Raw genomic sequence first — 23,288 nt, 5'->3', positions numbered from 1 at the left:
TTTGACCATTTTGAAATAAAGTTTATTAGATAGGAAAATAAGTTTAAATGAAAATAAAACACTTTTTTAGTATTACATTAGCAATGACTATAATGCTGGCGAGTATCGCTAGTAATGCTAATGAGCAAAGCAAATATGATATTACATTCACAGAGTTTGTTGTAGAAGAAGTAGAGTGGCTAGAATCATGGAAGTCTGAGTATCTTTTTTATGGATATAATCCAATTCAAAACACATATATGTGTCTTCCTAATGATTGTAAGTCTCAACAATTAGCAGGTAAATCTGAGAAAGTTGATCTGAATGTTAAGATGTCAGAACTTACAGTCAATGATTATGTTTATATCATGGTTTTGGAGGCTGACAGCAGAAAATGGAATGTTTTTAGTAAAACTGAAGATAACCATGAAACAAGTTTTAATTCTTGCAAATTCCGCCACAAAAATAGGGTATGTTTAAAAATTCCTGTCCAATATCTGCTTGATAATCAAGATCGTTGTTTAATGATGGCAACAAAATCTGAAGCAGACAAAATATGTTTATCCTATAATATTGATAAGATTAAACCACCAATACTCCATTCTGACTTTGAGCAAAATATCAAAGATCTTTCAGCATTATCTGATTTAGAAGGCTTTGGCTCTAAAAAATTATTGAAATTATTTAAGAAAGATGCTCGCTATAATAAGGAACAAACAGTTCTTTTATTTGATTTTTCAATACTGAATGAATCAGTTTCATCAGTTGATTTTTATGCAGATGACAAGCAAATTTCGGAATTACCAACAAAAATAGCCAAACCAGTATTAGACCATCTAGCTAATAAATATCCTACAGGTTTATGGTTAATAAATGCTAATGATAATAAAGTATTAGCAGCTTATGATGCAGATAAACTAATTAGCAAAGAATCTTCATCCACTATCACTGTAAATTGGCCAACAGATATAAGCAATGAATCTATCAATAATTGGTTGAAAAAGCCGAATCACACAATTACTTTGTATTATAAAATAGGTAATAGAACGATTGAACTAGGTTCAAGTGATAATATTGATACTGTTTCTAAAAGCTTAAGCTTGCCCGGTCGTTACACTTTGGGTACTCATTTGAATATTTCTACAGTGAAATTATCAGGCATCTTTGCTTTGCTGAACGATAAAATCTCAGGTAGTTCTATAAATTTTAGTTATTATGTAAACAATAAAATTGATGCAGAGTTCACAAATTTGGAAGGCTATAAACACCAATGTAGCAAGGTTAGCAAAACCATCCCAGAGTGGTTTAAGGCAGACAAGGTGAGATTACAATGTCCTCGTTTAGCCAAAAGCTTGATTGTACCAGAGTTTAAGAATGGTGAAATACAGTTAAACGCTCAAAACCAAGAATTGTTTTTGAAACTAGGTATGGAAAACATCTTAATCAATGCTCGTGAGTTAGAATTACCAAAAGATCGTACTTTAACACTGATGCCTCCAAAGCAAGCACTTTCAATCTATTACTTAAACGAACCGATTTCAATTAAGTTATCAGATCAGCAATATGATTATATTTACACAGCCAAGTCAGTACCAGAATTGGATGGTTTGACTGAGATTGATATAGATGTTCCTCAGAAACTACGTCAAGTAGAAACTTTTCAAAACCGCAACAATCCGTGGATTCCTGAACAACTAAACTTTCTATGTGATGGTAGTCAATCTGATAGTTCTCTATGTGGAAAAACTTGTATATTCAATGATAGTCAAGTGATTTGCGAAGGTAAAAAGATCAATATGCCATTTAAAAATTTAAATGGTTATATCATAACTAGCAGATTTATGGGAGATACTTGGAATACAAACCCAGTTAGATTGGAAGAACAATCACTAAGAGATTTCTTTTGTGGTGCTTGGCAGCGGTTATTTTCATTGGATAATCGCAAAGGTGAGCGTAAAGATATTTTATGTGAATAATTTGCTAAATTAAACCTGTCAGGTTTGTTGTTCACGGAGAAACTTCAAAATTTGCAATACAATTCATATTTGTATTCATAGGTATGGTAATTTGTGAATTGGTACCGCTACAATCTCCGCTCCATTGTTTAAACACAAACCCCGGTTTTGGATTGGCTGTTAAGCTAATTGTGCCTCCACCAATTGGTGTTATTTTGGTTGTTAGTGTCGCAGGATCGTTGTCTTTTATAGTTATTGTTGATGATACCACCGGGTGAAGGTGTAGTTGTTTGTTGACATTTGTCAAGGAATTTTTGCATTATAGTTTTACGATCATTGTTTGATAATGCTTCTAATGGAAATCCTAAAAATGTTGTTAAATAACTGCTATTGTTTTTATTAACAGCAGCATCTCCTATATTGCCTACAAATGCAACTTCTGCATTAGCTTTAGCTGAAATTGTATCAGTATAATTTGCAAAGGGTGGGTTTAGTGTTAAACTAGCAATTCCATTAAATATTGAGCCACTGCCTGTCACCGTAGTTTGTGATACATCATCAACAATTGAATTGACTCCAAGATAATCTTCCATAAATTGCGTCTGCTTTTTTGCCCAATGGTAATCTTGGCTACTTATCATCATACATTGAATACCTGTACTATTTATCCTCATTATTCTCACCAAGATAAGTTTGCACTAATGGTTGAATTTTTTCAATCAACACTCCTTGATTATTACAACCTCCAAGGTGATGCAAAGCAATGACTTTATTTGAAGAACGCGCTAATATCGGCGAACCTGAACTACCACCTGTGGTATCACATTTATATCCAGTATCATTATTTATAGTGGCTATATCAATTCTACAAACATTAGCAGTATTTTGATCGCTTTCAATGCCAAATTCTTTCGGATTACCAGCTCCATGTTGAGGAATATATATTTCTTCATTTAAAATTGGAGTTCGTGCATCTAATTCTAAAAAACCAAAAGATTGAATGGAGGCGAAATTTTTCACTGAAAATAAGGCAAAATCAAGTGTAGTATCATCAACAAATAACTGTTCACCAGTTACAATAGTAGGAGTATTAGCATTGCCGCTGCCACAAGCAGCTCGTTGATAATTAAACCAAACTTCAGTGGCATTAACATCAGCTTGACTAGTAATGCAGTGTTCATTGGTAAATATGTAATTATTAGGGCTAACTCGCCAAGCTGTACATAAAGTAGTGTTATTGATTAATAATCGCGCTACAGCATTAGACTTATTAAATTCTGTTGGATGTGAAGTTTGATAACAAGCTACATCAGTACGTTCATTAGTGCCACAAGTTGATTCCGTAATCAGAGCTTCAACTTCATGCTTTGGCAAACCGCGTGCAACTTTATCTATTACAATACCAAGATTGGCGATATTATTTAATTGTTGAGGAGTACGATGTAATTCAATAATCGCAGTATCGCCGATAATAGACAAAGCCCAAAAACCACCAAAACTATCAGTAGTAAAACCAGCACCGGGATAAGTATATACTTGTTTATTATCTGGACTTGATATAGTAACAGAATCACCGGCAGCTAATGTTGCCTTAGATACATGAAGCTTAATATAACTGGCACCGGGATAACTAATAGTTTTAGTCAAATTAGACTCTTGCAAATAATTAATTTGAGTATTAATTTGTTCTAATTCACCAACCTTAATTGGATTGGCAGCAAAACTTAATTGAGAAGTCAATAATAATGCTAACCAAAATAAATACTTACTTAGATAATTCATATTACATATTCCTTAGTAAATAAAAGGTAATTTATGCAATATTTACTCCTAAGAGTATTTGAACTATGATATGATTTTGATTGTTAATCAATATAACAAAAAAAATATAAATATAGGACATATCATGAGACTTTTAAGGTTATATATTCATAATAGTGGGGTATTCAAAAATACCTTAATAGATTTTACTCATAATGGTGAACCTCAAAATTTAATTTGTCTAGCTGGTGTTAATGGTTCCGGTAAAACTACTGTGATGGAATTAATTTTCAATCTAATCAATTTCATAAATCCTGATTTATCTCTACAAAACATATCTTTCGATAGATTACGAGCGAACGTTTTAACTTGGACAGAATTTGCCCAATTGGATATTTTAATAAAAGATAAAGTTTTATCATTAGTTTTAGGAGACTTAAACAATATTCAAATCCATAGTGAATATATTGGAAAACAAGGCTTTATCATAGAAAATGAAATAAAGACTATGATAAAAGACTTTGAGGATAATTTTGTTAAAATTCCGGAAGATTATGATCATTCACAGATTCAAGGTCTAAATATTTATCAAGAAACAATTGGTTTACAATTAGTAAAATCGTTTTCTGAAAGAAAAATTGATTATAAAGAGGGGAAAATAACTAATGACATACAACAAAATATACCCTTTATTTATTTTTTTAATTCGCATGATAGAGAAATACAAGATATTCACTATAGTTCAATTCCTCAACAAAAACTGAAATATGAAATAGCTCATAGATATAATCCTAATAAAGATGATCTTACCAGAACACTAGTTTTTTATGACTATGCCCTTTCAAAAAAATTTAACGAGTTAAAAGCTTGGATTAATAAGCATGTTCTAGTTGGCAAAACTATTAAAGAAATAGATAGAATTAACTTTCAAGTAGTTATTGAAACCAAAGATGGCGAAAAACATGGACTTGAACTATTAAGTTCTGGTGAAGAAAGTCTATTGATTATAGCAACTCAACTTTATTTAAGAGCTTCGCAAAATGCAATTTTTTTGATAGATGAAGTTGATCAAAGTCTTCATCCTGAATTTCAAGAACAAGTAATGAGACTTCTGAAACAACTACAAAAAGATACAGATTGTCAAATTATTATTTCATCTCATTCTGAAATAATTTGGGATCAGTTTAAAGATAAAGGTTTTATCAGCTTAACAGAATTGGTGATATAAGATGAGTTTACAATTTAATAACACTATTAGTGATAATAAATACAACTTTATTGATCAAAGTTTACGGCAAGTTTTTAAAACAGCGGTTGAAAAAGCTGGTAGAAAAAAGATTATTTTTGTAGAAGGTTATGACGATGAAGTGATTTATAGCATTCTATATGAAGATAATTTGGACAAACTATATTTTATAGATACAAGTTTTACAACAGCGGATCTTAAAGGCACTGGTGGTTGTGAAAAAGTTAAACAACATTTAAAAGATTTTGTTAAACATTTACCCAAAGAAAAACGTTTTTATGGCATTATTGATAGAGATTTAAAAACCGATCAAGAAGTAAAAGAGGAAAAACAACAAGTTTGTTATGATGGTAGATTGTTTATTTTTTTTGAGGCTTACACTTTAGAAAATTATTTTATAGATTCAGATATTTTATATGAGTTTTTAGTAGGGCAATCGATAAGCCACAAAAAACTTATACCTCTGATAAAAAATGGAAAAGAAAACTTAGAGCAACAAATTATTCAGGCAATTTTAAGCTGTTTAACATATATAGCGGCTGCTAATTTAACCATCCGTTATTTTGACCCTTCTAAAAGCTTTTTAGAAGAAACTATTTCTTGCGAAGAAGAGAACATTAAAAATAGAATACTTCAGAAATTAAATCAATTTCAGAAAGATCAAATCTTATCCAAGTTCTTAGAATTTAAAAAAGAATTAATTGAAAATAATGAAGCTCTAAAATTTGCCAGTGCCAAACTATATTTTGCCAGCCAATTTAACCGGAAATTAAAAAAACAGACTCAGGTTAATATTCAACTAAATAACCACAAATCTGAATTAGCTCGTATTTTGAAAGAAAAGCAACTTCCTAAAGATTTTCAAGATTTATTTGACCATCTTGAAATTCAATAATAAGTTGTGGTTCTTGTTCAGCGGCAAGTTTGGAGCTAATAATTTTATTATTAGTATTTTTGACAATAGCATAGCCACGCTTTAAAACCTTTTTAGGATCGCTTTGTAGTATCTGTTGCATAAAAGATTGTATATTATGGCGAGCTTTATTTAATTGAATTTGGCTGTTGTGATGAATCTTGGTTATTAGGCGTTCATTTTCGGTTTTGGCACGGTATAGTTGTTCGCTGACTAATTTATTCAGCATTTGCCAATCTTGTTTGGCATTCTGCGCATTTTGAATAATTCTACTTGCAATATATGTAATCACTAAGCTAGGTGTATGACAAGTCTTATTTGCCACTTCATCTAATAAAGTTTGGTCTCGTTCATGCCCTATACCAACAATTACAGCTAATGGTGCGGTACAAATTGCCTTAGCAATCTCATATTCATTCAACTGAAATAAGTCAGCTTTAGCACCACCTCCGCGTATCATAACTACTGCATCAAATTGTTTTTCCTTATGATCTTGTTTTATTAATTCAAAAGCGGCAGTGATTTCAGTCAACATTTGTTGCCCTTGAAAACTAGCATTGTAATAATGAAATTCACACAAATCAGCTAATCCTTTAGCTTGACTTTTAAAATCTCCTAAACCTGCTGCTTGTGGTGGCGCAATTACTGCGACTTTACAAAATTCTATTGGAGTTTTAATTGTTTGATTACAATCATAAAGCTTCTCTTCTTGTAATCGCATTCTAATACGATTCAATTTTGCTGCCATTTCACCGATAGTGAAATTAGGATCAATATCTATAACATCAAGCGAAAAACCATAACGAGTATGAAATTCAACACGAACTTGTAATAACAACTTCATTCCAGCCTTAAAAGGCATACCAGTTTGTGTTTCAAAACGTTTTAATAGTTCCTTAGCTCTATGATTCCACAAAATAGCACGCACTTTGGCAAGTTCTTGCCCTTCATTATCATGATCAGATAATTCCATATATAAATGAACATGATGTGAGACACTAACCAACTCAGCGCGTACCCAATAACGATCATTAAGTTGCGTATTGACAGTGCTTTGAACACTTAACATTAAATCATAAAGACTAAAAGGCTGATCATTATCAACTTGCTTAGACAACCATTTACTAAATGGATCAAGATCAAGTCCAACAGGAACAAACCATTGTTTTTCCTGCCAATCAAACTTTGCACCTAAGCGTTTAACTTCATCCTTTTCAGAAAAAGGACAATCTAAAAATATTGGTTCTTGAGATTTCACGAATAATAATTTGAACTGTGAGATGAAATTTGTGTATTTTAGACCTGACAGGTTTTTAAAACCTGTCAGGTCTGATGGTTCTATGAAAACTTACAACTTTGAAATATCAGCAATTTGCAAAAATAAGTTTCTTATTTGTTGCAAAAATGCTAGACGATTTATACGTACTGTTTGATCTTTGTCCATTACCATGACATTGTCAAAAAACTTGTCTGTTGTTTCCCTTAAACTGGCTAGGTGTTTTAGGGCAGTTTCATAGTCTCCGGTTTTTATTAGGGGGGCTATTTTTTGTTTTACTGTTTCTAATTTGTCATATAGGTGTCGTTCTTCTATATGTGTGAAGTAGGTTTGGTCTGGTTCTGATGGGTATTTTTCTTTGGCTTTTTTGAGGATGTTATGAATCCGTTTGTTGGCACTGGCTAGGCTTTCTGCTTCTGGTAATTTGCGGAAGGCGGCTATTCCTCGAATTCGTTTGTCTATGTCTAATGGTGATGTTGGGCGGCATGTTAATACTGCGTCTATGGTTTCTAGTGCAAAGCCTTGTTCTTGGTAGTAGCCGCGTAAGCGTTCTAGCATGAAGTCAAATACTTTGGTTTGACTTGGTTTTAGCAATTCTTGCAAGTCTATTTCTAGCTTACATTCTATTATTATTCTTAATATTCCGATAGTTGCACGGCGTAATCCAAATGGATCTTTGTCTCCCGTTGGAGCTTTACCAATTCCAAATATTCCTACTAATGTGTCTAATTTGTCGCTAATTGATAATGCTTGCCCTAGGCTAGTTTTTGGTAGCACATCTCCGGCAAAGCGGGGCAGGTATTGTTCACCTATTGCTGCTGCTACTGCTTCAGTTTCTTGGTTGTTACGGGCATAGTATTCTCCCATAATTCCTTGTAATTCTGGAAATTCTGCTACCATGCCTGTCATTAAGTCGCATTTAGATAACATGGCTGCACGAACTGCTTGTAGTTCATCTGCGCCTATTTGTTTGGCAATTGTTGCTGTTAGTTGAGCTACGCGCTCGCTTTTGTCATATAGGCTGCCTAGTTGTTTTTGGAAAATTACTGTTTTTAGGGCTTCTATATGACTGTCTAGGCTGTTAGTGCAATCTTGTTGCCAGAAAAATGCGGCATCGCTTAGTCGTGGGCGAATTACTCGTTCATTTCCAGCGCGAATTACTTCTGGTTGTTGACTTTTAATGTTGCTTATGGTAATAAAACTGGGTAATAATTTTCCTTCTGAGTCAACTATATGGAAATATTTTTGATGACCCTTCATTGCTGCTATCAAGGCTTCGGCTGGTACTTGTAAAAACTGTTTATCAAATGAACCGGTAATTACAACTGGATATTCTACTAGGCAAGTGACTTCATTTAATAAGTCATCATCAATAACAGCTTTTCCTTCAAGTGCATTAGCAGCTTCTGTGACTAATTTACGTATCATGTCGCGACGCTTAGTAAAAGAAGGTATAACAAAACCTTGGTTTTCTAAGCTAGATACATAATCATTAGTATCATTTAAAACAATATCTTGAGGATGATGAAAGCGATGTCCTCGTGTTTCACAGCCACTAGGAATTCCAAATATTTCGGCTTCAATCACATCAACACCAAATAAAATAACCAGCCAATGTACTGGGCGTACAAATTCATAAGGTAAATCTGCCCAACGCATCCGTTTTGGAATTGGTAAAGCGGCTAGGGAATTTTCAATTATAGTTGGTATTAAGCTGGCAGTTGCTTGTCCGTGTTGAGTCTGTTTATATATTAACCACGCGCCTTTTTTGGTTTCTAATTTTTCTAATTCAGATACATTGACTCCGCAGGAACGGGCAAATCCTAAAGCGGCTTTACTGGCTTCTCCTTGGGCATCAAAAGCAGCTTTTAAAGATGGTCCACGTCTTTCTGTTTCTCGATTTGCTTGTATGCGTGCTACTGCCTTGATTATTACAGCTAAACGGCGTGGAGTTGCAAACGCACTAATGGATTCATAAGCAATTTCTTGTTTTTGTAAACCCTTAGCAATGCCTTCTGCAAAAGCTTTAGATAAGTTTGGTAAAGCTTTAGGAGGTAATTCTTCGGTACCAATTTCTATTAATAAATCACGAGTATCTGACATGTTAAGCATCCTTTGCAGTCATTGGGAAATTTAAGGCTTCACGACGATCATAATAAGCTTTTGCTACTGCGCGTGCTAAAGTTCGTACTCGTAAAATATAACGTTGCCGCTCGGTAACAGAGATAGCATTACGTGCATCTAATAAGTTAAAGGTATGAGAAGTTTTAAGCATCATTTCATAAGCTGGTAATGGTAGATTTTTTTCGATTAAATTAGTGCTTTCGCGTTCATAAACATCAAAAAAATGAAATAAGTCATCGACTGGGGCATATTCAAAATTATAAGTTGACATTTCGACTTCATTCTGATGAAATACATCTCCATAACTAACTCCATCAGTCCAAACTAAGTCATAGACACTTTCTACGCCTTGTAAGTACATGGCTATACGTTCTAAACCATAGGTAATTTCACCGGTAACTGGTTTACATTCTAAGCCGCCGACTTGTTGAAAGTAGGTGAATTGTGTAACTTCCATGCCATTGAGCCATACTTCCCAACCTAAGCCCCATGCTCCAAGAGTAGGAGATTCCCAATTATCTTCTACAAAACGAATGTCATGCACTAAGGGATTAATACCTAGTTTTTTTAATGAATTTAAGTATAATTCTTGAATATTCAGCGGTGATGGTTTTATAACCACTTGAAATTGATAGTAATGTTGTAAGCGGTTAGGATTTTCACCATAACGTCCATCAGTTGGACGACGTGAAGGTTGCACATAAGCGGCACTCCACGGCTCTGGACCAATAGCCCTTAAAAATGTAGCTGGATGAAAAGTTCCAGCCCCTACTTCCATATCATATGGTTGCTGTAAAACACAACCTTGTTCAGCCCAATAATTTTGTAGGCTCAGAATTAATTCTTGAAATGTGGTTTTTGATGACACTTATGTTTCCTTTGGTTTTTATGTTAATATAATTGATGTTGCATTTATCAATTGCAACATTAAGGTGATTTTACCAGTTTGACGTGGTGTGTGTAGGATGAAATTGATATTATATAAATATAATCCAATTATATATTACCAAGCAAACAAAGATATTTTGCGTTAGGTAAAACTAATACCAGACGAAAATTATTTATCTGTTTTACTATTCGTAATAATTTAATTCGTGTCATTTCAGCACGCGATATGACTAGAAATGAAAAAAGGAGATATAGTCTGTTATGAAAACCTTACCTAGTTTTAAAACTGAAGAACAAGAACGTGATTTTTGGGCTGCACATGATTCTACCGAATATGTGGATTGGGATAAGGCTGAACAAGTTTCTATGCATAATTTGAAACCCTCAGTTGAAACGATTTCGATTCAATTACCCGAATCAATACTTGATGGGCTGAAAACCTTGGCTAATAAATGGGATGTATCTTATCAAGAATTGTTGAAATTTTTTTTGGCTGAACGTGTAGAAAAAGAACTTTCTAGTTTTTAATAATACAGGAGTACAAAGCGCAACTTTGAATTTTTACCCCAAAAAAAACTACATAGATTGCATATAAGCACGGATGTAATAGCTGCTAAAATTTATTCTGTAGGTTGGGTTAGATTTTTTTGCAAAGCAAAAAAACGTAACCCAACATTTACTACAAAATATATTATTTTATGGCACATTCTTGTTGGGTTACGTTTTTTTACTGCGTAAAAAAAGCTAACCCAACCTACAAAAGAATTCTATAATGATATTATATAAATTCCAGCAATAAACATTAAGGAGAATTATCATGAAAAAAATAATCCTACTCATAATACTAATAACACCTAACATTTTAATGGCTAATCTTTGTGATCAGGCTAATTCTTTAGTTAAGCGTTCTTATTTTTTGCAGCCGTCGCAAGAGAAAACTTTATTGAAATATGCTTTGGATCTTTGCCCTAGTCATGCTGTTGCTCATAATAATTTTGCTAATTTGTTAGAAAATCAGCGTCAATATGATTTGGCTTTGTCTCATTATCGTCAAGCTCTAAAATTTAATCCACAATTATTTGAAGCTTGGGTTGGTATTGCTGATGTTTTTTATCTTCAAAAGCAATATGCTCTTAGTTTGGAGGCATATTTACAAGTTTGTACCAAATATTTTCATGCTCGTAAACGTGTAACTAAATTATTAGAGGCTAATCGTTATCGTAATGTGGAACAAGGCGAAATTATAACTACAGAAAATTTAGCTTTACTCTATAACAAGCAACGATTAGAAAAAATGGCTAAATTAACAAAACAATGTGAAAGCAAATTTAAATCAATAAGCACGTCAGGCGCAACCAAAGCTATTTTAACAACTGTCATAACTTTTAGAAATCTGCAATTTGAAACTGGTAAGTCTGATTTAAGTTTAATATCAAGTAAACAATTGAATTATATTGCTAGCACTTTAATTATTGAAAATGTTAATAAAATTGCAATTTATGGGCATTCAGATAATCAACTTTTTACTGGTAGAAGCACAGAAGAAAGTAAACATTTAAATTGGCAATTATCAGTAAATCGCGCTAAGTCAATTAAACAAGCATTAGCTTTAGGCGGTGTTGAGATTAATCGTATGAAAACTGCTGGTTATGGAAACACTCGCCCAGTAGCAGTTGGTGAATTTGATGCTGCTTATACTAAAAATCGGCGAGTGGAAATTAAGCTTGGTGATTGAATAGCACTAACTATTCGTTGTTATTACTATTGGTTGTACTTAACATAGAATCTTGAGTACAACCAATAGCCCCAAAAAAACTACATAGATTGCATATAAGCAAGGATATTCCTAAAAAAAATCGCCCTGCCGGGGGCTTCCACGCTAATAAATTCTGATTAGTGAAAACTAATCAGAAAAAGAAACGAGATTATAATTTTAAAAAAATTAAAAGGGTAAAAGTGATAAAGTTTAAAGGGTTACGAGCATGGAGACCCGGAAGCCCACGCTGTTGTTGCGGAACGACGGCTTGAACCTGCCGCGGAAAGCCGAGCGCACGACCCTCGCGAAGTAGTTCCACGAGCCGCCGCGAATGGACAAACTATTTCCAGTTGTAACGCATTGTTTTTCATTGCCATTATATGGATTATCCCATTCTGAGCAAGTCCACTCCCATACATTTCCTGAAGTATCATATAAACCAAATTTATTAGCAGCAAATGAACCTACTGGCGATGTATATTCAAAACTATCTCCACAATCAGAATTACAGTTCGCTTTATTGTTACCAATCTCATTACCCCACCAATACTTAGTCTGCGTACCAGCCCTAGCTGCATATTCCCATTCAGCCTCAGTAGGCAGACGATAAGTTTTACCTGTTTGATTACTAAGCCATTTTGAATAAGCTGTTGCATCATTCCAAGAAACATTAATTACTGGACGATTACCACGCCCCCAGCCTCTATCACTAGGCTTTTCTCTACCAGTAGCATCAGCAAACTTATCATATTCAGCAAAGGTAACTTCATATTTACCCATAGCAAAGCTATCAACCGAAACATCATGTTGCTTTTCATCTGAATATTCACCACCCATCCTAAAAGAACCAGCCGGGATTCTAACCATCTCTGGAGCAAAACCACCATCTTTTAAACGATCTTGAAAGACTTTACTTTTTACTTTCTTAACTCCAATTCAGATATTCTTTTCAAAAGCTCAGAAGAATTATCAACAACTTTAGGCTTTACTGCTTGAGGATTAAAAGAAAAAGGATCATACAACTGAGTATAAAAGCCCGGCTCCTGCTGCTGATTAGTCTCATTTACAACAGCCGCACCAACTTTCTTAAACATCCCCTCAACAGACAAATTAGGTTCCTGTATAAACCTTATTAAATGCTTAACATAAGGACTATTACGCTCACCCAAACCACTCAGGAATAGCCTTCATACCCTTATCATCAGATTTATTACTTGCCTTAATTTTCCGCGCCTTACGACAAGCATCCAAAACCAAAAAATTCATATGATTACCAGCCTTCTGCATCTCATTCAACACATAACTAACAGCAATAGTCTCAGCAGTCTCATCAACATCATAAGAAACCTCAATCTTATTACCCAAAGGAATCAAATGATTCTTACCCGCATAATCAACACCATGCCCAGAATAATAAAACAAACCAACCCCCTTATTAATAAGTAACTTATCACGAAACTGACCAATAGCATCAAACAACTCAATAACCTCAAATCCCAACTTGCGCAAAACCACCGCCAAATCCTTAGCATCATTAACAGGATTTTCCAAAACCGGAAAAATATGATTAGTATAATGAGAATTACCAATAACCAAAGCCGTGCGCTTATGCGACAATTCAGGCGGAGGAAAATCAACAACCGGCGAACTAGCATCATCATTACAAGCACTAATGATAGTGGCTAAAATTACAATAATTGAAAGGTTTTTTAACACACAAAGTTCCTATTTTTAATTTTACATCAATCCCATATCAACAACATCTAAACTTAAATATGGATTATAATACGGATCACCCTTTCTAAGCCATGTATTCCATTTTTCAACAAAAATTTGTCTATCTTGTTCCAGCCATTCTATTTGTTGCCATTCACTAGTAGCTACAAAACGCGCAAATGGTGTATAAACTATACGTTTGCCGCTAGTTAAAGCCCGTAAAGCAAAATCTAACATTGCATAAGCACCACTATAATCCGTATTTAAGCCACCTAATTGTTGCCACAAAGAGCGTCTGATTACACAACAATTTACTTGTGGAATGCTTACATTATGTACAATTGCGGTAATCGCCATATAAGCCGGAGTATTTTCAGGGAATCCTTCATATAAAGCTAAAGGTATTCCATTATGACGCTGTACTAATCCTGCATGTATCAATTTTCCTTGTTGATCAACTACTTTTCCTGTTACAATACCAACATCTTCAATTTCTAACCAAGAGATTAATTCTCTTATAGATTCTTGATCATAATCAAGTTGCCCTAAAATTACCAAATAATCAGCTTCACAAGCTTGATTAATCTGATTCAACTGTAATATTTGATAAGATTTAGATTCTGATACCTGCAAACGTACTCGATAATGTCCTCTCCATAACTCTTTGTTTTCACTAACATCAGCGGATAAAGATCGCCGTTCTAAAGCCTCTTCTAAGGCTGCAATTCCAGCCTGATAAGCATAATCTTTGGCATTATGTTCCAGTGCCACTGACTGTTCATGTTGTCGCCAATGATATAATACTTTGGCAAGATGTCGTACTTGTGGTTGTAATTCAGCGGCACGTAAAATCAAATCATAATCTTGTGAACCCTCTTTACCAACGCGCACACCTCCCAATTTTTCCAATAAATCGCGTCGATAAACCAATAAATGAAATAAATAATTACCAGATAATAAAGTTTCAGGAGACCAATCTGGCTTAAATAAGTGCATAAAGCGTTTGTTATTGGGAGACAACATATCACGATCAGAATAAACAATATCAGTAGTTGGATATTTGCGTAATAATTTTACAACTTCATACAAAGCATCAGGCGCAAGACGATCATCATGATCCAAAAAAACCACATATTCACCATGCGCCATAGCTAAAGCCTGATTAGTGGCATGACAAATACCTTGATTTTCAGAAAAACGATGTAAATGCAAACGCGGATCATCCTTAACAAGCTGCTCTAAACATGCAATAGTAGCAGGATTATCACTTCCATCATCAACCAAACACATTTCCCAATTTGGATAAGCCTGAGTTTGCACAGAATAAACACACTCAGCCAAATAATCAGGAGCAGTATTAAAAACCGGAGTAATAACACTTAATAAGGGGCGTTGTTTCCAACATTGAGCTTGATTACGCAACAGTTGCCAATCATATAAAGTTAAAAAGCCATGATGAAACAACCAAGCTTGATACTCAATCCACTCACCATAAGCCCAAGACTTCAAATCAGCTTCAGTTGGAGTGTCGATAATAGGTATTGATTTTTTAAAAAACATAATGTTAGACAGCCATTTTTAAAACCGCCAAAATTGAAGCAAGCGCGATAGTTATAAAGAAAAATTTGATAGAAATGATCATAAATAACTTCATGTAATGATGATACACATAATCTTCTATCACTTCCTGTAAACCAATTACAGTATGATAAAATAAATTAATTAGTAGCAAAATTAACAATTCGCTATTCCAAGCAGAAGCTATCCAAGAAACTAAAGCGGCATGATCAGCTTTATGAATATAAAATATAATTGAACTTACAAACCAAAGTATACTCAGCACGGTCATAATTTGGGTTTATTTATCATAGTAAATCCATTATTAGATATAAGATAATACGTTTATTTTACTATTAATTCCCATACAACACAAACGCCGCCCAATATTTAGGATTACTATAACGCCCACCTTTTTTAATAAATTCGCGTTTAGTTGCCGCTAGTGCTTTTATTTGTTTTATACCAGCCTTTAATTTTTTAAAAAAGCTGGTAACAAATTCTACTGTTATTTCATCAGATATTGACCACAGTGTAAACAATGTATTCTTATTGCCGGCTGGATTATTTACTTGCCCTAATACAATTGCTGATAATTCAGGAATTTGGGAGTTTAGATAACCATGTGATGACAAAACTAAATAACGGTATTTGGCTAAGATGCCTTGTTTATTTAACTTTTGTAATGTGGTTTCAGTTGCGGCATTTTGTTTATAAATTCGCACTGAATCATAAAGCGGGGCACCCATTGCCAATAATGTTCCTCTATTCTTAATCTTTTTATATTGTTGTTGGCGTTGATGCAACATTTTTAATACTGATAAGGATTGTACATAACTAACATCATGATTAGCAATTACTTGTTTGCCATTAAAATGCAAAGTATTAATGTATAAACGGGAAAGATTAAAATATTCATCTATCCATCCTTGAAATATAACTTGACTATTTTCAGCAGATAAATTCTTAGTTCGCAAATCTTCTATGCGGATAACTAGTTTTTCAAAATGTTTAATTGCTTCTTTGATATTGCCTTTTTCTTTATATAAATAAGCTAAATTGCTAACAGATGATAGAGTATCAGGATGGTTTTCGCCTAATACTGCTTTACATATGTGATAACAATTTTTATATAAAGATAAAGCTTCATTTAATCACCCTAATTTATAATAAAGGCTTGATTATACATTCCTAAATCGCTGTAAGTACTAGCTAAATTATTAGTAATCATTAATCTTCGTTCATGCTTATTTGCTAAATACTTAGATAAAATTTCAGCCTTTTCCAGCAAATCTAAAGCTGTTTTTTAATTGTCCTAAGTCTTGATAAACAGTAGCTAAATGGCTCATTATAATAATTGTATCAGAGTCTTTTTTTCCAAATTCTGCTGTAGAGATAGGATAAATTGACTCAAATAAATCTAAAGCTTCAGCAAATTTATTTGAATTTTTATATATCAATCCTAAGTCATTAGCAAGTAATAAAGTGTCTTTGTGTCTGACACCTAATACATTAATTCTAATTTCTAAGGCACTTAAGCTTTGAGCCTTGGAATTTATTCCTAGACGGTGTTTGATAATGACAAAATGCTAGTATGTAACATCAGTTACTTAATCTTGCATTATACATTAATATTATTAATTATATCACAAATAATCTCAATCAAGCTAATGGCTGCCGATAAACATGCCTTGTTGATTGCTATTGAGGATTATAGTCAAACGCCTTTCAATTCGCTAAAAGGTCCAATAAATGATATTTTTATCATTCTTAGCAATAAACAAGCCACTCATACTGGTATTGAAAATGGCTTTAAAAAGTTAATTCAGCGCGTTCAAGCTAATGATTTTGTTTATATATATTATTCTGGTCATGGTTCACAAACTCTTGATTTAAATGGTGATGAACTCAGTGGTAAAGATCAAACTTGGGTGTCTTATGCTGCCCGTAGTAGTAATAACGTTGTGTTTAAAACAATATCCAAAATTACAAACTCATATGGGTATTCGCATTGGTGCTGCTAGAGAATATGAATCTGCAATTGAATTACCAATGGAAACAAATAAATATTATGGAGTCTTTACGTGGTATTGGATGCAGAATTTACAGCAAGCACAAGCCAATGATACTTGGAATAATATTTTTAAACGAACAGCGGAAATCAGATCAAGATTATTATTCATATCTGATAAATATCAGCCCAAAGCATGGCATTTACACTATTTTTCCTGATCCTTACGCACGAATGGAATCAGTATCTGTAGGGTCGGTTATCACCGACTCTACAAGACTCAACAGCAATTATCCAAATACCAACTCATTTTTCCTTGTTCATTCTTACCAGCAAAACTAAAATCAGCCCATAAATATGAAGTACCAGTCAAGGTTTCATATTTCGCTTTGTCAAAATGTAGAGATAAATCAGCATTAATTTTGGAGTTATATCGCTATAATGTCCACCTGTAACAACATGAAAAAAATTTCCACTAGGAGAAGAACAGGTCACTGTGTGATTTGGTTTTAAACCACAAAATATATATTTGGTACCATCCTTATCATCATTCCCTTTACCATCTGGATCACCAATAAGGGCAAAATGCACTCAGAGTGCTACCTGCTTGAGCAGTAGATGACAAAGCTATATATATTATAGCTAATAAATAATATAATTTAATTTTCATTAAAGTACTACCTTTTTAGTTAGATTAAAAAATTTTTACTACATAATCTATAGAATGAGCCACTAAAAAAATTATTCGACTTAAAATTTTAAAACCGCCAAAATTGAAGCAAACGCGATAGTTATAAAGAAAAATTTAATAAAAATGATCATAAATAGCTTCATATAATGACTATGCACATAATCTTCTATCACTTCCTGTAAACCAATTACAGTATGATAAAACAAATTAATGAGTAGCAAAATTAACAATGTGCTATTCCAAGAAGAAGTTATCCAAGAAACTAAAGCGGCATGATCAGCCTTATGAATATAAAATATAACTGAACTTACAAACCAAACTAATAAAGGAATTAAAGCTAGCGCAGTAACACGTTGCAGAATAAACTTAGCAGTTCCATCTTTAGCAGAACCTAAAAGACGTACACGAGATAATGGAGTTCTTAAATTATTCATAAAGCCAACCACCATGCTAAAGCGGTTAAAACAAAACTTGCTAGCAAAACCAATTTACCACTAAGATAAACCATCTTAATATCCATACCCAAACCAATATCCCAAAACAAATGACGAATACCATTACATAAATGATAAAACAAAGCAAAAGACCATCCAAATAAAAACAATAAACCCAAGAAAGAACCTAATAAATCTTGTGCCTGTTGATAAGCTTCTGCACCAGAAGCAGCGGCAATTAACCAATAAGCTAAAACCACAGTGCCTAATGATAAAAACACACCGCTTAAACGATGCAAAATTGACATCAAAGATGTTAATTGAGGTTGATAAATTTGTAAATGAGGTGATAAGGGGCGTTTATTTGCCATAGTAAATCCATTATATTATCTAATAAAAAATGCTTATTCTACTATGCGATTATGATAAAATGTGTATTTTTTGTGTTAGATATATATTATGAAATATTTAATTTCCAGCTTATTATTTTTTTCCATTTTATCTCCCTCAGTATTTGCCAATACTACGGTTAATATTATTCATATCAACGATCATCATTCTCATGTAGAATCAGAACCATATAAATTAGTTTTTGGTGAAGTTCAATTAGGTGGATTAGCCAGAGTTGCTACTAAAATTAAACAACTTAGAAATACTTTAAAAAATCCTCTAGTATTACATGCTGGTGATGCTTTACAAGGTACGATTTTTTATACTTTATATAAAGGTGATGTTGATGTCGCTTTAATGAATTTGATTGGTTTTGACGCTTTTGAATTAGGTAATCATGAATTTGATGATGGTGAAGCCGTATTGGCTAAATTTATTAAACAAGCAAATTTTCCTGTAATTGCCGCTAATATTGATGCTTCTCAAAATAATGAAATCGCAGGTTTATTTAAACCTTATCTGATTAAAGATATTGAAGGTGAAAAAGTTGCTATTCTTGGTATCAATACACTAAAAACTGTTCATAGTTCTAATCCTAATAAGAATGTTATTTTTAAGGATGAAGTGGAAACTGCTCAGTATTTTGTAGAAATGCTGGAAAAGCAAGGTATTAATAAAATTATTGTTTTAAGCCATTATGGTTATCATCAAGAGATGAATCTGGCAAAACAGGTTGCAGGTATTGATATCATTGTTGGTGGAGATTCTCATACCTTGTTAGGTGATGTCAAAAGTTTAGGTTTAACAAGTGAAGGTGATTATCCCACAATAGTTTTATCACCTCGAAATGAACCAGTCTGTATTGTACATGCTTGGCAATATTCTTATGTGGTTGGTAAGTTAGAAGTAAAATTTAATAAAAAAGGTCAAGTTGATAAATGTCAGGGTAATCCAATATTATTAGTAGGTTCTAAAAATAAAATAATTGCCAATAATCCCAATATTGAAACTGTAAAAGAAGATCCAATAGTTGCCGCTAAATTAGCTGAATATAGCAGCAAAATAGAAAATTTACGCAAACAAATTATAGGGCAAGCGGCAGATAATTTATGGCATATTCGCGTACCGGGAACACATCCAACAGGAGTAGAATTACCATATGGTAGTTATATTGCCCCAATAGTAGCAGAAGCATTTTTTCAACAATTAGACAAGGTAGGTTTTGAGCCTGATATTGCTATTCAAAATGGAGGTGGAGTACGTACAAATTTATTCAAAGGTAATATTACAATAGACAATGCTTATAATTTATTGCCATTTAATAATACATTATATCTGTTAAATATGAAAGGCTCTGAAATTAAACAAGCATTAGAAGATGCGGTATCACATATTTGGGATCATGGAGGTTCAACAGGAGCTTTTCCCTATGGTTCACATATTCGATATACAATAGAAAAAAATAAACCAACTAACCAACGATTTACACAAATTGAAATAAAAAACAAACAAGGAATATGGCAAACAATAAAAGCAGATAAATACTACAAAGTAGTAACAAATTCATTCTTAATAGATGGCAAAGATGGTTATAACACCTTTGCTCAAGTAAAAGGAATAAATACCTATTTTAATTATGCTGAATCCTTTGTTGATTATGTAAAACAAATAAAAACTTTAAAAATTCCAAAGGAGTTTGGTGTAATATATAAGTGATGTTAGGCATTACGTTGCCAAGCATATTAATTGAGGATTTGGAATTCAAGAATAATGAAAACATTAAACATACAAATAGAAGATTCGCTATATGATGCGCTATTAGAAATATTAAAAAATTTACCAGAAACTAAAATTAAAATACAAGAAATAGCTTCTACAAGTAATTTTAGTTTTGAAGAATCTATGGACTATACCCTGAAAAAAAATAAAGAACTGTATAAGCGTTTATCTTGATGAAACTATTAACACTAGAACAGATTTTAATATTACACAATCGAGTTATCGAACAATCTGGTGGTTCTATCGGTATTCGCGATAAAGGTATTTTAGAATCTGCATTGGCGCAACCTTATATGAGTTATGACGGACAAGAACTTTACCCAACATTGATAGAAAAAGTATCTGCATTAGGTTTTTCATTAATTAACAATCATCCTTTTATTGATGGCAATAAACGTATTGGACACGCGGCAATTGAAGTCACATTACTAATGAATGGTTATGAAATACAAGCTGATGTTGATACACAAGAAGCCATAATATTAGCAGTTGCTGCCAGTAAAATGGGTAGAGAATCCTTTTTGAAATGGTTGCAAAATCACATTTATTAATAACTACAGAGATTGTATATAAGCAAGGATGTCTGTATATTAAATCCCTGTAGTTACATCATATTTCTATGTTAGGCATTACGTTGCCAAGCATGATATTTTTCAACCCATTTCAATACTTTAGCTGGTGTATGGGCGCGTTTCCATTCCCCGGCTGCGTATTTATTAGCTTCTGTCAGGGTGGGATATATGTGAATTGTTCCTAAAACTTTGTTTAATCCAATTCCCCATTTCATAGCTTGTATATATTCGGCTATTAAGTCTCCAGCATGATGTCCAACTATTGTTACTCCTAAGATTTTGTCTTTGCCCGGTTTAGTCAGTACTTTTACAAATCCATGTGCTTCTTCGTCGGCTATGGCGCGATCTAAGTCGTCAATTCCATATTTTGTTACTTCATATTTGATACCTTGCCGCTTTGCATCTTGTTCATTTAATCCGACACGTGCTACTTCAGGATCAGTAAATGTTGTCCAAGGTATTACGGAGTAGTCAACTTTGAATTTCTTGAATTTGCCAAATAGGGCATTTACAGCGGCATACCATGCTTGATGAGCAGCAGTATGGGTAAATTGATATGGTCCAGCTACATCTCCACAAGCATAAATTGTAGGGATATTTGTTCGCATATATTGATCAACTGCTACGGTGCCACGCGCTGTTAATTTAATTCCTAATTTTTCTAAGCCCATAGTATTAGCAGCTCTTCCAACAGCAACTAGGATTTCATCAAAGGCTATGGATACTTCTTTGCCTTCATGTTCACAAATTAGTTGTTTTTCTTCGACTCGTAGAGCTTTGTGAGAAGTTAATACTTTAATCCCTTCTTTTGCAAATTTGGCTTCAATTATTTCTGAAACTTCGGTATCTTCACGCACCATAATATGCTTAGCACGTTGAATTTGAATTACTTTTGACCCTAAGCGTGCAAAAGCTTGAGCTAATTCACAACCTATTGGTCCACCTCCTAAAATAACCAAGGTTTTTGGTAAAGTTCTGAGGTTCCAAATTGTATCAGAAGTTAAATAACCACTTTCTTCTAAACCGGGAATTGGAGGTACAAATGGTCTGCCGCCGCTGGCAATAATGATATTTCGGGTTGTGATTTGTTTGCCGTTGACTTCTACTGTATAAGGTGAAGTGATAGTTGCTTCGCCTTGAATACAATCAACTCCTAATTTGCTATAACGTTCAACAGAATCATGAGGTTCAATTTGTTTAATAACGCGCTGAACTCGTTCCATTACTTCAGCAAATTCAAACTCGACGCTAGCATTTTTAAAACCATATTCTGAGGCTCGTTTCATATAAGATAGCATTTTAGCAGAACGCAACAGTGCTTTACTAGGAACACAACCAGTATTTAAACAATCACCACCCATTTTATGCTTTTCGATTAAAGTAACCTTAGCTTTCACCGCAGCAGCAATATAGGAACTGACTAAACCACCCGCACCTGCGCCAATAACCACTAAATTGGTATCAAAATGTTTAGGTTTTTTTAGATACTCGATAAACTTTTTAGCAATCAAAGGAAATACACCTAATAAGGCAAAAGATAAGATAATTTCAGGGGATACAATTCCAGCTAATGAATCAAGTTGAGCAATTTGAGTTCCTGCATTGACATAAACAATAGTACCTGCAAACATACCAACTTGACTTACCCAATAAAATGTCCATGTTTTAATTGGAGTTAAACCCATTACTAAATTAATGATAAAAAATGGAAAGGCTGGCACTAAACGTAAAGCAAATAAATAAAAAGCCCCATCTTTTTTAACACCTTCATTTATAGAAGCTAATTGTTGCGTAAAGCGACTTTGTATCAAATCTTTAAACAAATAACGTGAGACTAAAAAGGCTAAACTAGCACCAATAGTGCTAGCAAATGAAACCAGAATTGTGCCTGTAACTACACCAAAAATTGCACCAGCAATCAGCGTCATCAAAGCCGCACCGGGTAAAGATAAGCCAGTAACAAGCACGTAAACCGCAAAAAATATCAATATAGTTTGCCAAGGATTGGCTTGATAATAATCCAGAATAGCAGCTCGTTGCTGATTAAAATATTCCAGACTTAAATATTGTTGTAAATCAAAAACAAAGAAGAATGTTATTAGAATGGAAATTAAAGCAAAGATAAAAATCTTACTGGTTTTCATATTTTATTTAACTTAAAAAATATTGTAGGGTGGGTAGAGCGATAGCGAAACCCACCAAGAAAGTCACAATCATCAGGCTGTCTCTTATACACATCT

General features: G+C 33.5%; 27 protein-coding genes and 1 pseudogene. 11 read left to right on the top strand and 17 right to left on the bottom strand.

Annotation, left to right across the window (positions count from 1 at the left end):
- The first annotated feature begins 47 nt into the window (after positions 1 to 47).
- The gene (locus BHU68_RS12720; protein ID WP_069472413.1) at positions 48 to 1,955 is read left to right on the top strand and encodes a hypothetical protein; all 1,908 of its coding nucleotides are present in this window, start codon (positions 48 to 50) and stop codon (positions 1,953 to 1,955) included.
- A gap of 31 nt (positions 1,956 to 1,986) precedes the next feature.
- Here the strand turns inward: BHU68_RS12720 and BHU68_RS18440 are convergent, their stop codons facing one another.
- From BHU68_RS18440 to BHU68_RS12710, 3 genes are read right to left on the bottom strand one after another with little or no spacing between them, the layout of a single operon-like run.
- Complete coding sequence (locus BHU68_RS18440; protein WP_445082190.1) at positions 1,987 to 2,205, bottom strand: InlB B-repeat-containing protein; 219 nt, start codon at positions 2,203 to 2,205, stop codon at positions 1,987 to 1,989.
- Positions 2,120 to 2,578: a hypothetical protein gene (locus BHU68_RS12715; protein WP_141698810.1), complete on the bottom strand. Its 459-nt coding sequence runs from the start codon at positions 2,576 to 2,578 to the stop codon at positions 2,120 to 2,122. Before BHU68_RS12715 ends, BHU68_RS18440 begins: the two co-directional genes overlap by 86 nt.
- Before the next feature lie 16 nt (positions 2,579 to 2,594).
- Positions 2,595 to 3,716 carry a trypsin-like serine peptidase gene (locus BHU68_RS12710; RefSeq protein ID WP_069472411.1) on the bottom strand — a complete coding sequence of 374 codons (1,122 nt, stop codon included), beginning with the start codon at positions 3,714 to 3,716 and terminating at the stop codon, positions 2,595 to 2,597.
- A gap of 124 nt (positions 3,717 to 3,840) precedes the next feature.
- Between BHU68_RS12710 and BHU68_RS12705 the strand changes: the two genes are divergently transcribed.
- Together BHU68_RS12705 and BHU68_RS12700 are read left to right on the top strand one after the other, a co-directional pair.
- The gene (locus BHU68_RS12705) at positions 3,841 to 4,923 is read left to right on the top strand and encodes an AAA family ATPase (protein ID WP_069472410.1); all 1,083 of its coding nucleotides are present in this window, start codon (positions 3,841 to 3,843) and stop codon (positions 4,921 to 4,923) included.
- Between the two features lies 1 nt (position 4,924).
- Positions 4,925 to 5,836 carry a DUF4435 domain-containing protein gene (locus BHU68_RS12700; RefSeq protein WP_069472409.1) on the top strand — a complete coding sequence of 304 codons (912 nt, stop codon included), beginning with the start codon at positions 4,925 to 4,927 and terminating at the stop codon, positions 5,834 to 5,836.
- On the opposite strand, the gene xseA is transcribed toward BHU68_RS12700, so the two are convergent.
- The 3 genes from xseA to glyQ form a co-directional block, all read right to left on the bottom strand.
- Positions 5,793 to 7,112 carry an exodeoxyribonuclease VII large subunit gene (gene xseA / locus BHU68_RS12695; RefSeq protein ID WP_069472408.1) on the bottom strand — a complete coding sequence of 440 codons (1,320 nt, stop codon included), beginning with the start codon at positions 7,110 to 7,112 and terminating at the stop codon, positions 5,793 to 5,795. The two genes, BHU68_RS12700 and xseA, sit on opposite strands and share 44 nt — an antisense overlap.
- A 90-nt stretch (positions 7,113 to 7,202) precedes the next feature.
- Positions 7,203 to 9,233 carry a glycine--tRNA ligase subunit beta gene (gene glyS, locus BHU68_RS12690; protein WP_069472407.1) on the bottom strand — a complete coding sequence of 677 codons (2,031 nt, stop codon included), beginning with the start codon at positions 9,231 to 9,233 and terminating at the stop codon, positions 7,203 to 7,205.
- A 1-nt stretch (position 9,234) separates the two neighbouring features.
- Entirely contained in the window at positions 9,235 to 10,122 is an 888-nt protein-coding gene (glyQ, locus tag BHU68_RS12685) for a glycine--tRNA ligase subunit alpha (protein ID WP_069472406.1), read from the bottom strand.
- 132 nt (positions 10,123 to 10,254) lie between these two features.
- On the opposite strand from glyQ, the gene BHU68_RS18435 reads away from it, so the two are divergent.
- The 3 genes from BHU68_RS18435 (at position 10,255) to BHU68_RS12675 (ending at position 11,877) form a co-directional block, all read left to right on the top strand.
- On the top strand, positions 10,255 to 10,407 hold the full coding sequence (locus BHU68_RS18435; RefSeq protein WP_083234149.1) for a BrnT family toxin: 153 nt from the start codon (positions 10,255 to 10,257) through the stop codon (positions 10,405 to 10,407).
- On the top strand, positions 10,404 to 10,670 hold the full coding sequence (locus BHU68_RS12680; RefSeq protein WP_069472405.1) for a BrnA antitoxin family protein: 267 nt from the start codon (positions 10,404 to 10,406) through the stop codon (positions 10,668 to 10,670). The genes BHU68_RS18435 and BHU68_RS12680 overlap by 4 nt, the downstream gene beginning before the upstream one ends.
- 289 nt (positions 10,671 to 10,959) lie before the next feature.
- Positions 10,960 to 11,877, top strand: a complete 918-nt coding sequence (locus BHU68_RS12675; RefSeq protein ID WP_069472404.1) for an OmpA family protein — start codon at positions 10,960 to 10,962, stop codon at positions 11,875 to 11,877.
- A gap of 231 nt (positions 11,878 to 12,108) precedes the next feature.
- On the opposite strand, the gene BHU68_RS12670 is transcribed toward BHU68_RS12675, so the two are convergent.
- The 8 genes and pseudogenes from BHU68_RS12670 to BHU68_RS17395 all read right to left on the bottom strand — a co-directional run bounded on the left by BHU68_RS12670 (position 12,109) and on the right by BHU68_RS17395 (position 16,688).
- Positions 12,109 to 12,765 carry a formylglycine-generating enzyme family protein gene (locus tag BHU68_RS12670; RefSeq protein WP_069472403.1) on the bottom strand — a complete coding sequence of 219 codons (657 nt, stop codon included), beginning with the start codon at positions 12,763 to 12,765 and terminating at the stop codon, positions 12,109 to 12,111.
- Between the two features lie 50 nt (positions 12,766 to 12,815).
- Positions 12,816 to 13,067 carry a caspase family protein gene (locus BHU68_RS12665; RefSeq protein WP_069472402.1) on the bottom strand — a complete coding sequence of 84 codons (252 nt, stop codon included), beginning with the start codon at positions 13,065 to 13,067 and terminating at the stop codon, positions 12,816 to 12,818.
- The gene (locus BHU68_RS12660) at positions 13,060 to 13,614 is read right to left on the bottom strand and encodes a caspase family protein (RefSeq protein ID WP_069472401.1); all 555 of its coding nucleotides are present in this window, start codon (positions 13,612 to 13,614) and stop codon (positions 13,060 to 13,062) included. Before BHU68_RS12660 ends, BHU68_RS12665 begins: the two co-directional genes overlap by 8 nt.
- A 21-nt stretch (positions 13,615 to 13,635) precedes the next feature.
- The gene (locus BHU68_RS12655; protein WP_069472400.1) at positions 13,636 to 15,174 is read right to left on the bottom strand and encodes a glycosyltransferase family 2 protein; all 1,539 of its coding nucleotides are present in this window, start codon (positions 15,172 to 15,174) and stop codon (positions 13,636 to 13,638) included.
- Positions 15,175 to 15,178: 4 nt separating this feature from the next.
- Positions 15,179 to 15,463: a succinate dehydrogenase, hydrophobic membrane anchor protein gene (sdhD, locus tag BHU68_RS12650; protein ID WP_069472399.1), complete on the bottom strand. Its 285-nt coding sequence runs from the start codon at positions 15,461 to 15,463 to the stop codon at positions 15,179 to 15,181.
- Positions 15,464 to 15,527: 64 nt separating this feature from the next.
- Positions 15,528 to 16,148, bottom strand: a complete 621-nt coding sequence (locus BHU68_RS12645) for a CHAT domain-containing protein (protein WP_069472398.1) — start codon at positions 16,146 to 16,148, stop codon at positions 15,528 to 15,530.
- Positions 16,149 to 16,163: 15 nt separating this feature from the next.
- A pseudogene (locus BHU68_RS18430) lies at positions 16,164 to 16,313 on the bottom strand (tetratricopeptide repeat protein); the annotation flags it as partial.
- Positions 16,314 to 16,445: 132 nt separating this feature from the next.
- A complete protein-coding gene (locus tag BHU68_RS17395) occupies positions 16,446 to 16,688 on the bottom strand; it encodes a tetratricopeptide repeat protein (RefSeq protein WP_256359141.1) in 243 nt (80 codons plus the stop codon).
- Between the two features lie 153 nt (positions 16,689 to 16,841).
- Here BHU68_RS17395 and BHU68_RS12635 point away from each other — a divergent pair, with 153 nt between their 5' ends.
- Together BHU68_RS12635 and BHU68_RS12630 are read left to right on the top strand one after the other, a co-directional pair.
- Positions 16,842 to 17,195, top strand: a complete 354-nt coding sequence (locus BHU68_RS12635; RefSeq protein WP_141698961.1) for a caspase family protein — start codon at positions 16,842 to 16,844, stop codon at positions 17,193 to 17,195.
- Positions 17,170 to 17,403, top strand: a complete 234-nt coding sequence (locus tag BHU68_RS12630) for a hypothetical protein (protein ID WP_069472395.1) — start codon at positions 17,170 to 17,172, stop codon at positions 17,401 to 17,403. Before BHU68_RS12635 ends, BHU68_RS12630 begins: the two co-directional genes overlap by 26 nt.
- 529 nt (positions 17,404 to 17,932) lie before the next feature.
- Here BHU68_RS12630 and sdhD (BHU68_RS12620) read toward each other — a convergent pair.
- Together sdhD (BHU68_RS12620) and sdhC are read right to left on the bottom strand one after the other, a co-directional pair.
- Entirely contained in the window at positions 17,933 to 18,307 is a 375-nt protein-coding gene (gene sdhD / locus BHU68_RS12620; RefSeq protein ID WP_069472393.1) for a succinate dehydrogenase, hydrophobic membrane anchor protein, read from the bottom strand.
- The gene (gene sdhC, locus BHU68_RS12615; protein ID WP_069472392.1) at positions 18,304 to 18,678 is read right to left on the bottom strand and encodes a succinate dehydrogenase, cytochrome b556 subunit; all 375 of its coding nucleotides are present in this window, start codon (positions 18,676 to 18,678) and stop codon (positions 18,304 to 18,306) included. The genes sdhD (BHU68_RS12620) and sdhC overlap by 4 nt, the downstream gene beginning before the upstream one ends.
- A gap of 88 nt (positions 18,679 to 18,766) precedes the next feature.
- On the opposite strand from sdhC, the gene BHU68_RS12610 reads away from it, so the two are divergent.
- Genes BHU68_RS12610 through BHU68_RS12600 form a run of 3 tightly spaced genes read left to right on the top strand, consistent with a single transcriptional unit; the run spans position 18,767 to position 21,027 of the window.
- On the top strand, positions 18,767 to 20,413 hold the full coding sequence (locus BHU68_RS12610; RefSeq protein ID WP_069472391.1) for a bifunctional metallophosphatase/5'-nucleotidase: 1,647 nt from the start codon (positions 18,767 to 18,769) through the stop codon (positions 20,411 to 20,413).
- A 54-nt stretch (positions 20,414 to 20,467) separates the two neighbouring features.
- Positions 20,468 to 20,650: a hypothetical protein gene (locus BHU68_RS12605; RefSeq protein WP_069472390.1), complete on the top strand. Its 183-nt coding sequence runs from the start codon at positions 20,468 to 20,470 to the stop codon at positions 20,648 to 20,650.
- Positions 20,650 to 21,027 (top strand): type II toxin-antitoxin system death-on-curing family toxin, encoded by a 378-nt coding sequence (locus BHU68_RS12600; protein ID WP_069472389.1) that lies wholly within the window; start codon positions 20,650 to 20,652, stop codon positions 21,025 to 21,027. The genes BHU68_RS12605 and BHU68_RS12600 overlap by 1 nt, the downstream gene beginning before the upstream one ends.
- 71 nt (positions 21,028 to 21,098) lie before the next feature.
- Here BHU68_RS12600 and lpdA read toward each other — a convergent pair whose 3' ends face one another.
- Positions 21,099 to 23,192, bottom strand: coding sequence for a dihydrolipoyl dehydrogenase (gene lpdA / locus BHU68_RS12595; protein ID WP_069472825.1), 2,094 nt, complete (start codon positions 23,190 to 23,192; stop codon positions 21,099 to 21,101).
- Positions 23,193 to 23,288 lie beyond the last annotated feature (96 nt).

The sequence above is a fragment of the Candidatus Marithrix sp. Canyon 246 genome, assembly GCF_001723685.1.
Lineage (GTDB): Bacteria > Pseudomonadota > Gammaproteobacteria > Beggiatoales > Beggiatoaceae > Marithrix.
The sequence above is the reverse complement of the archived record's forward strand: the minus strand, read 5'-3'. Positions and strand labels throughout refer to the sequence as shown.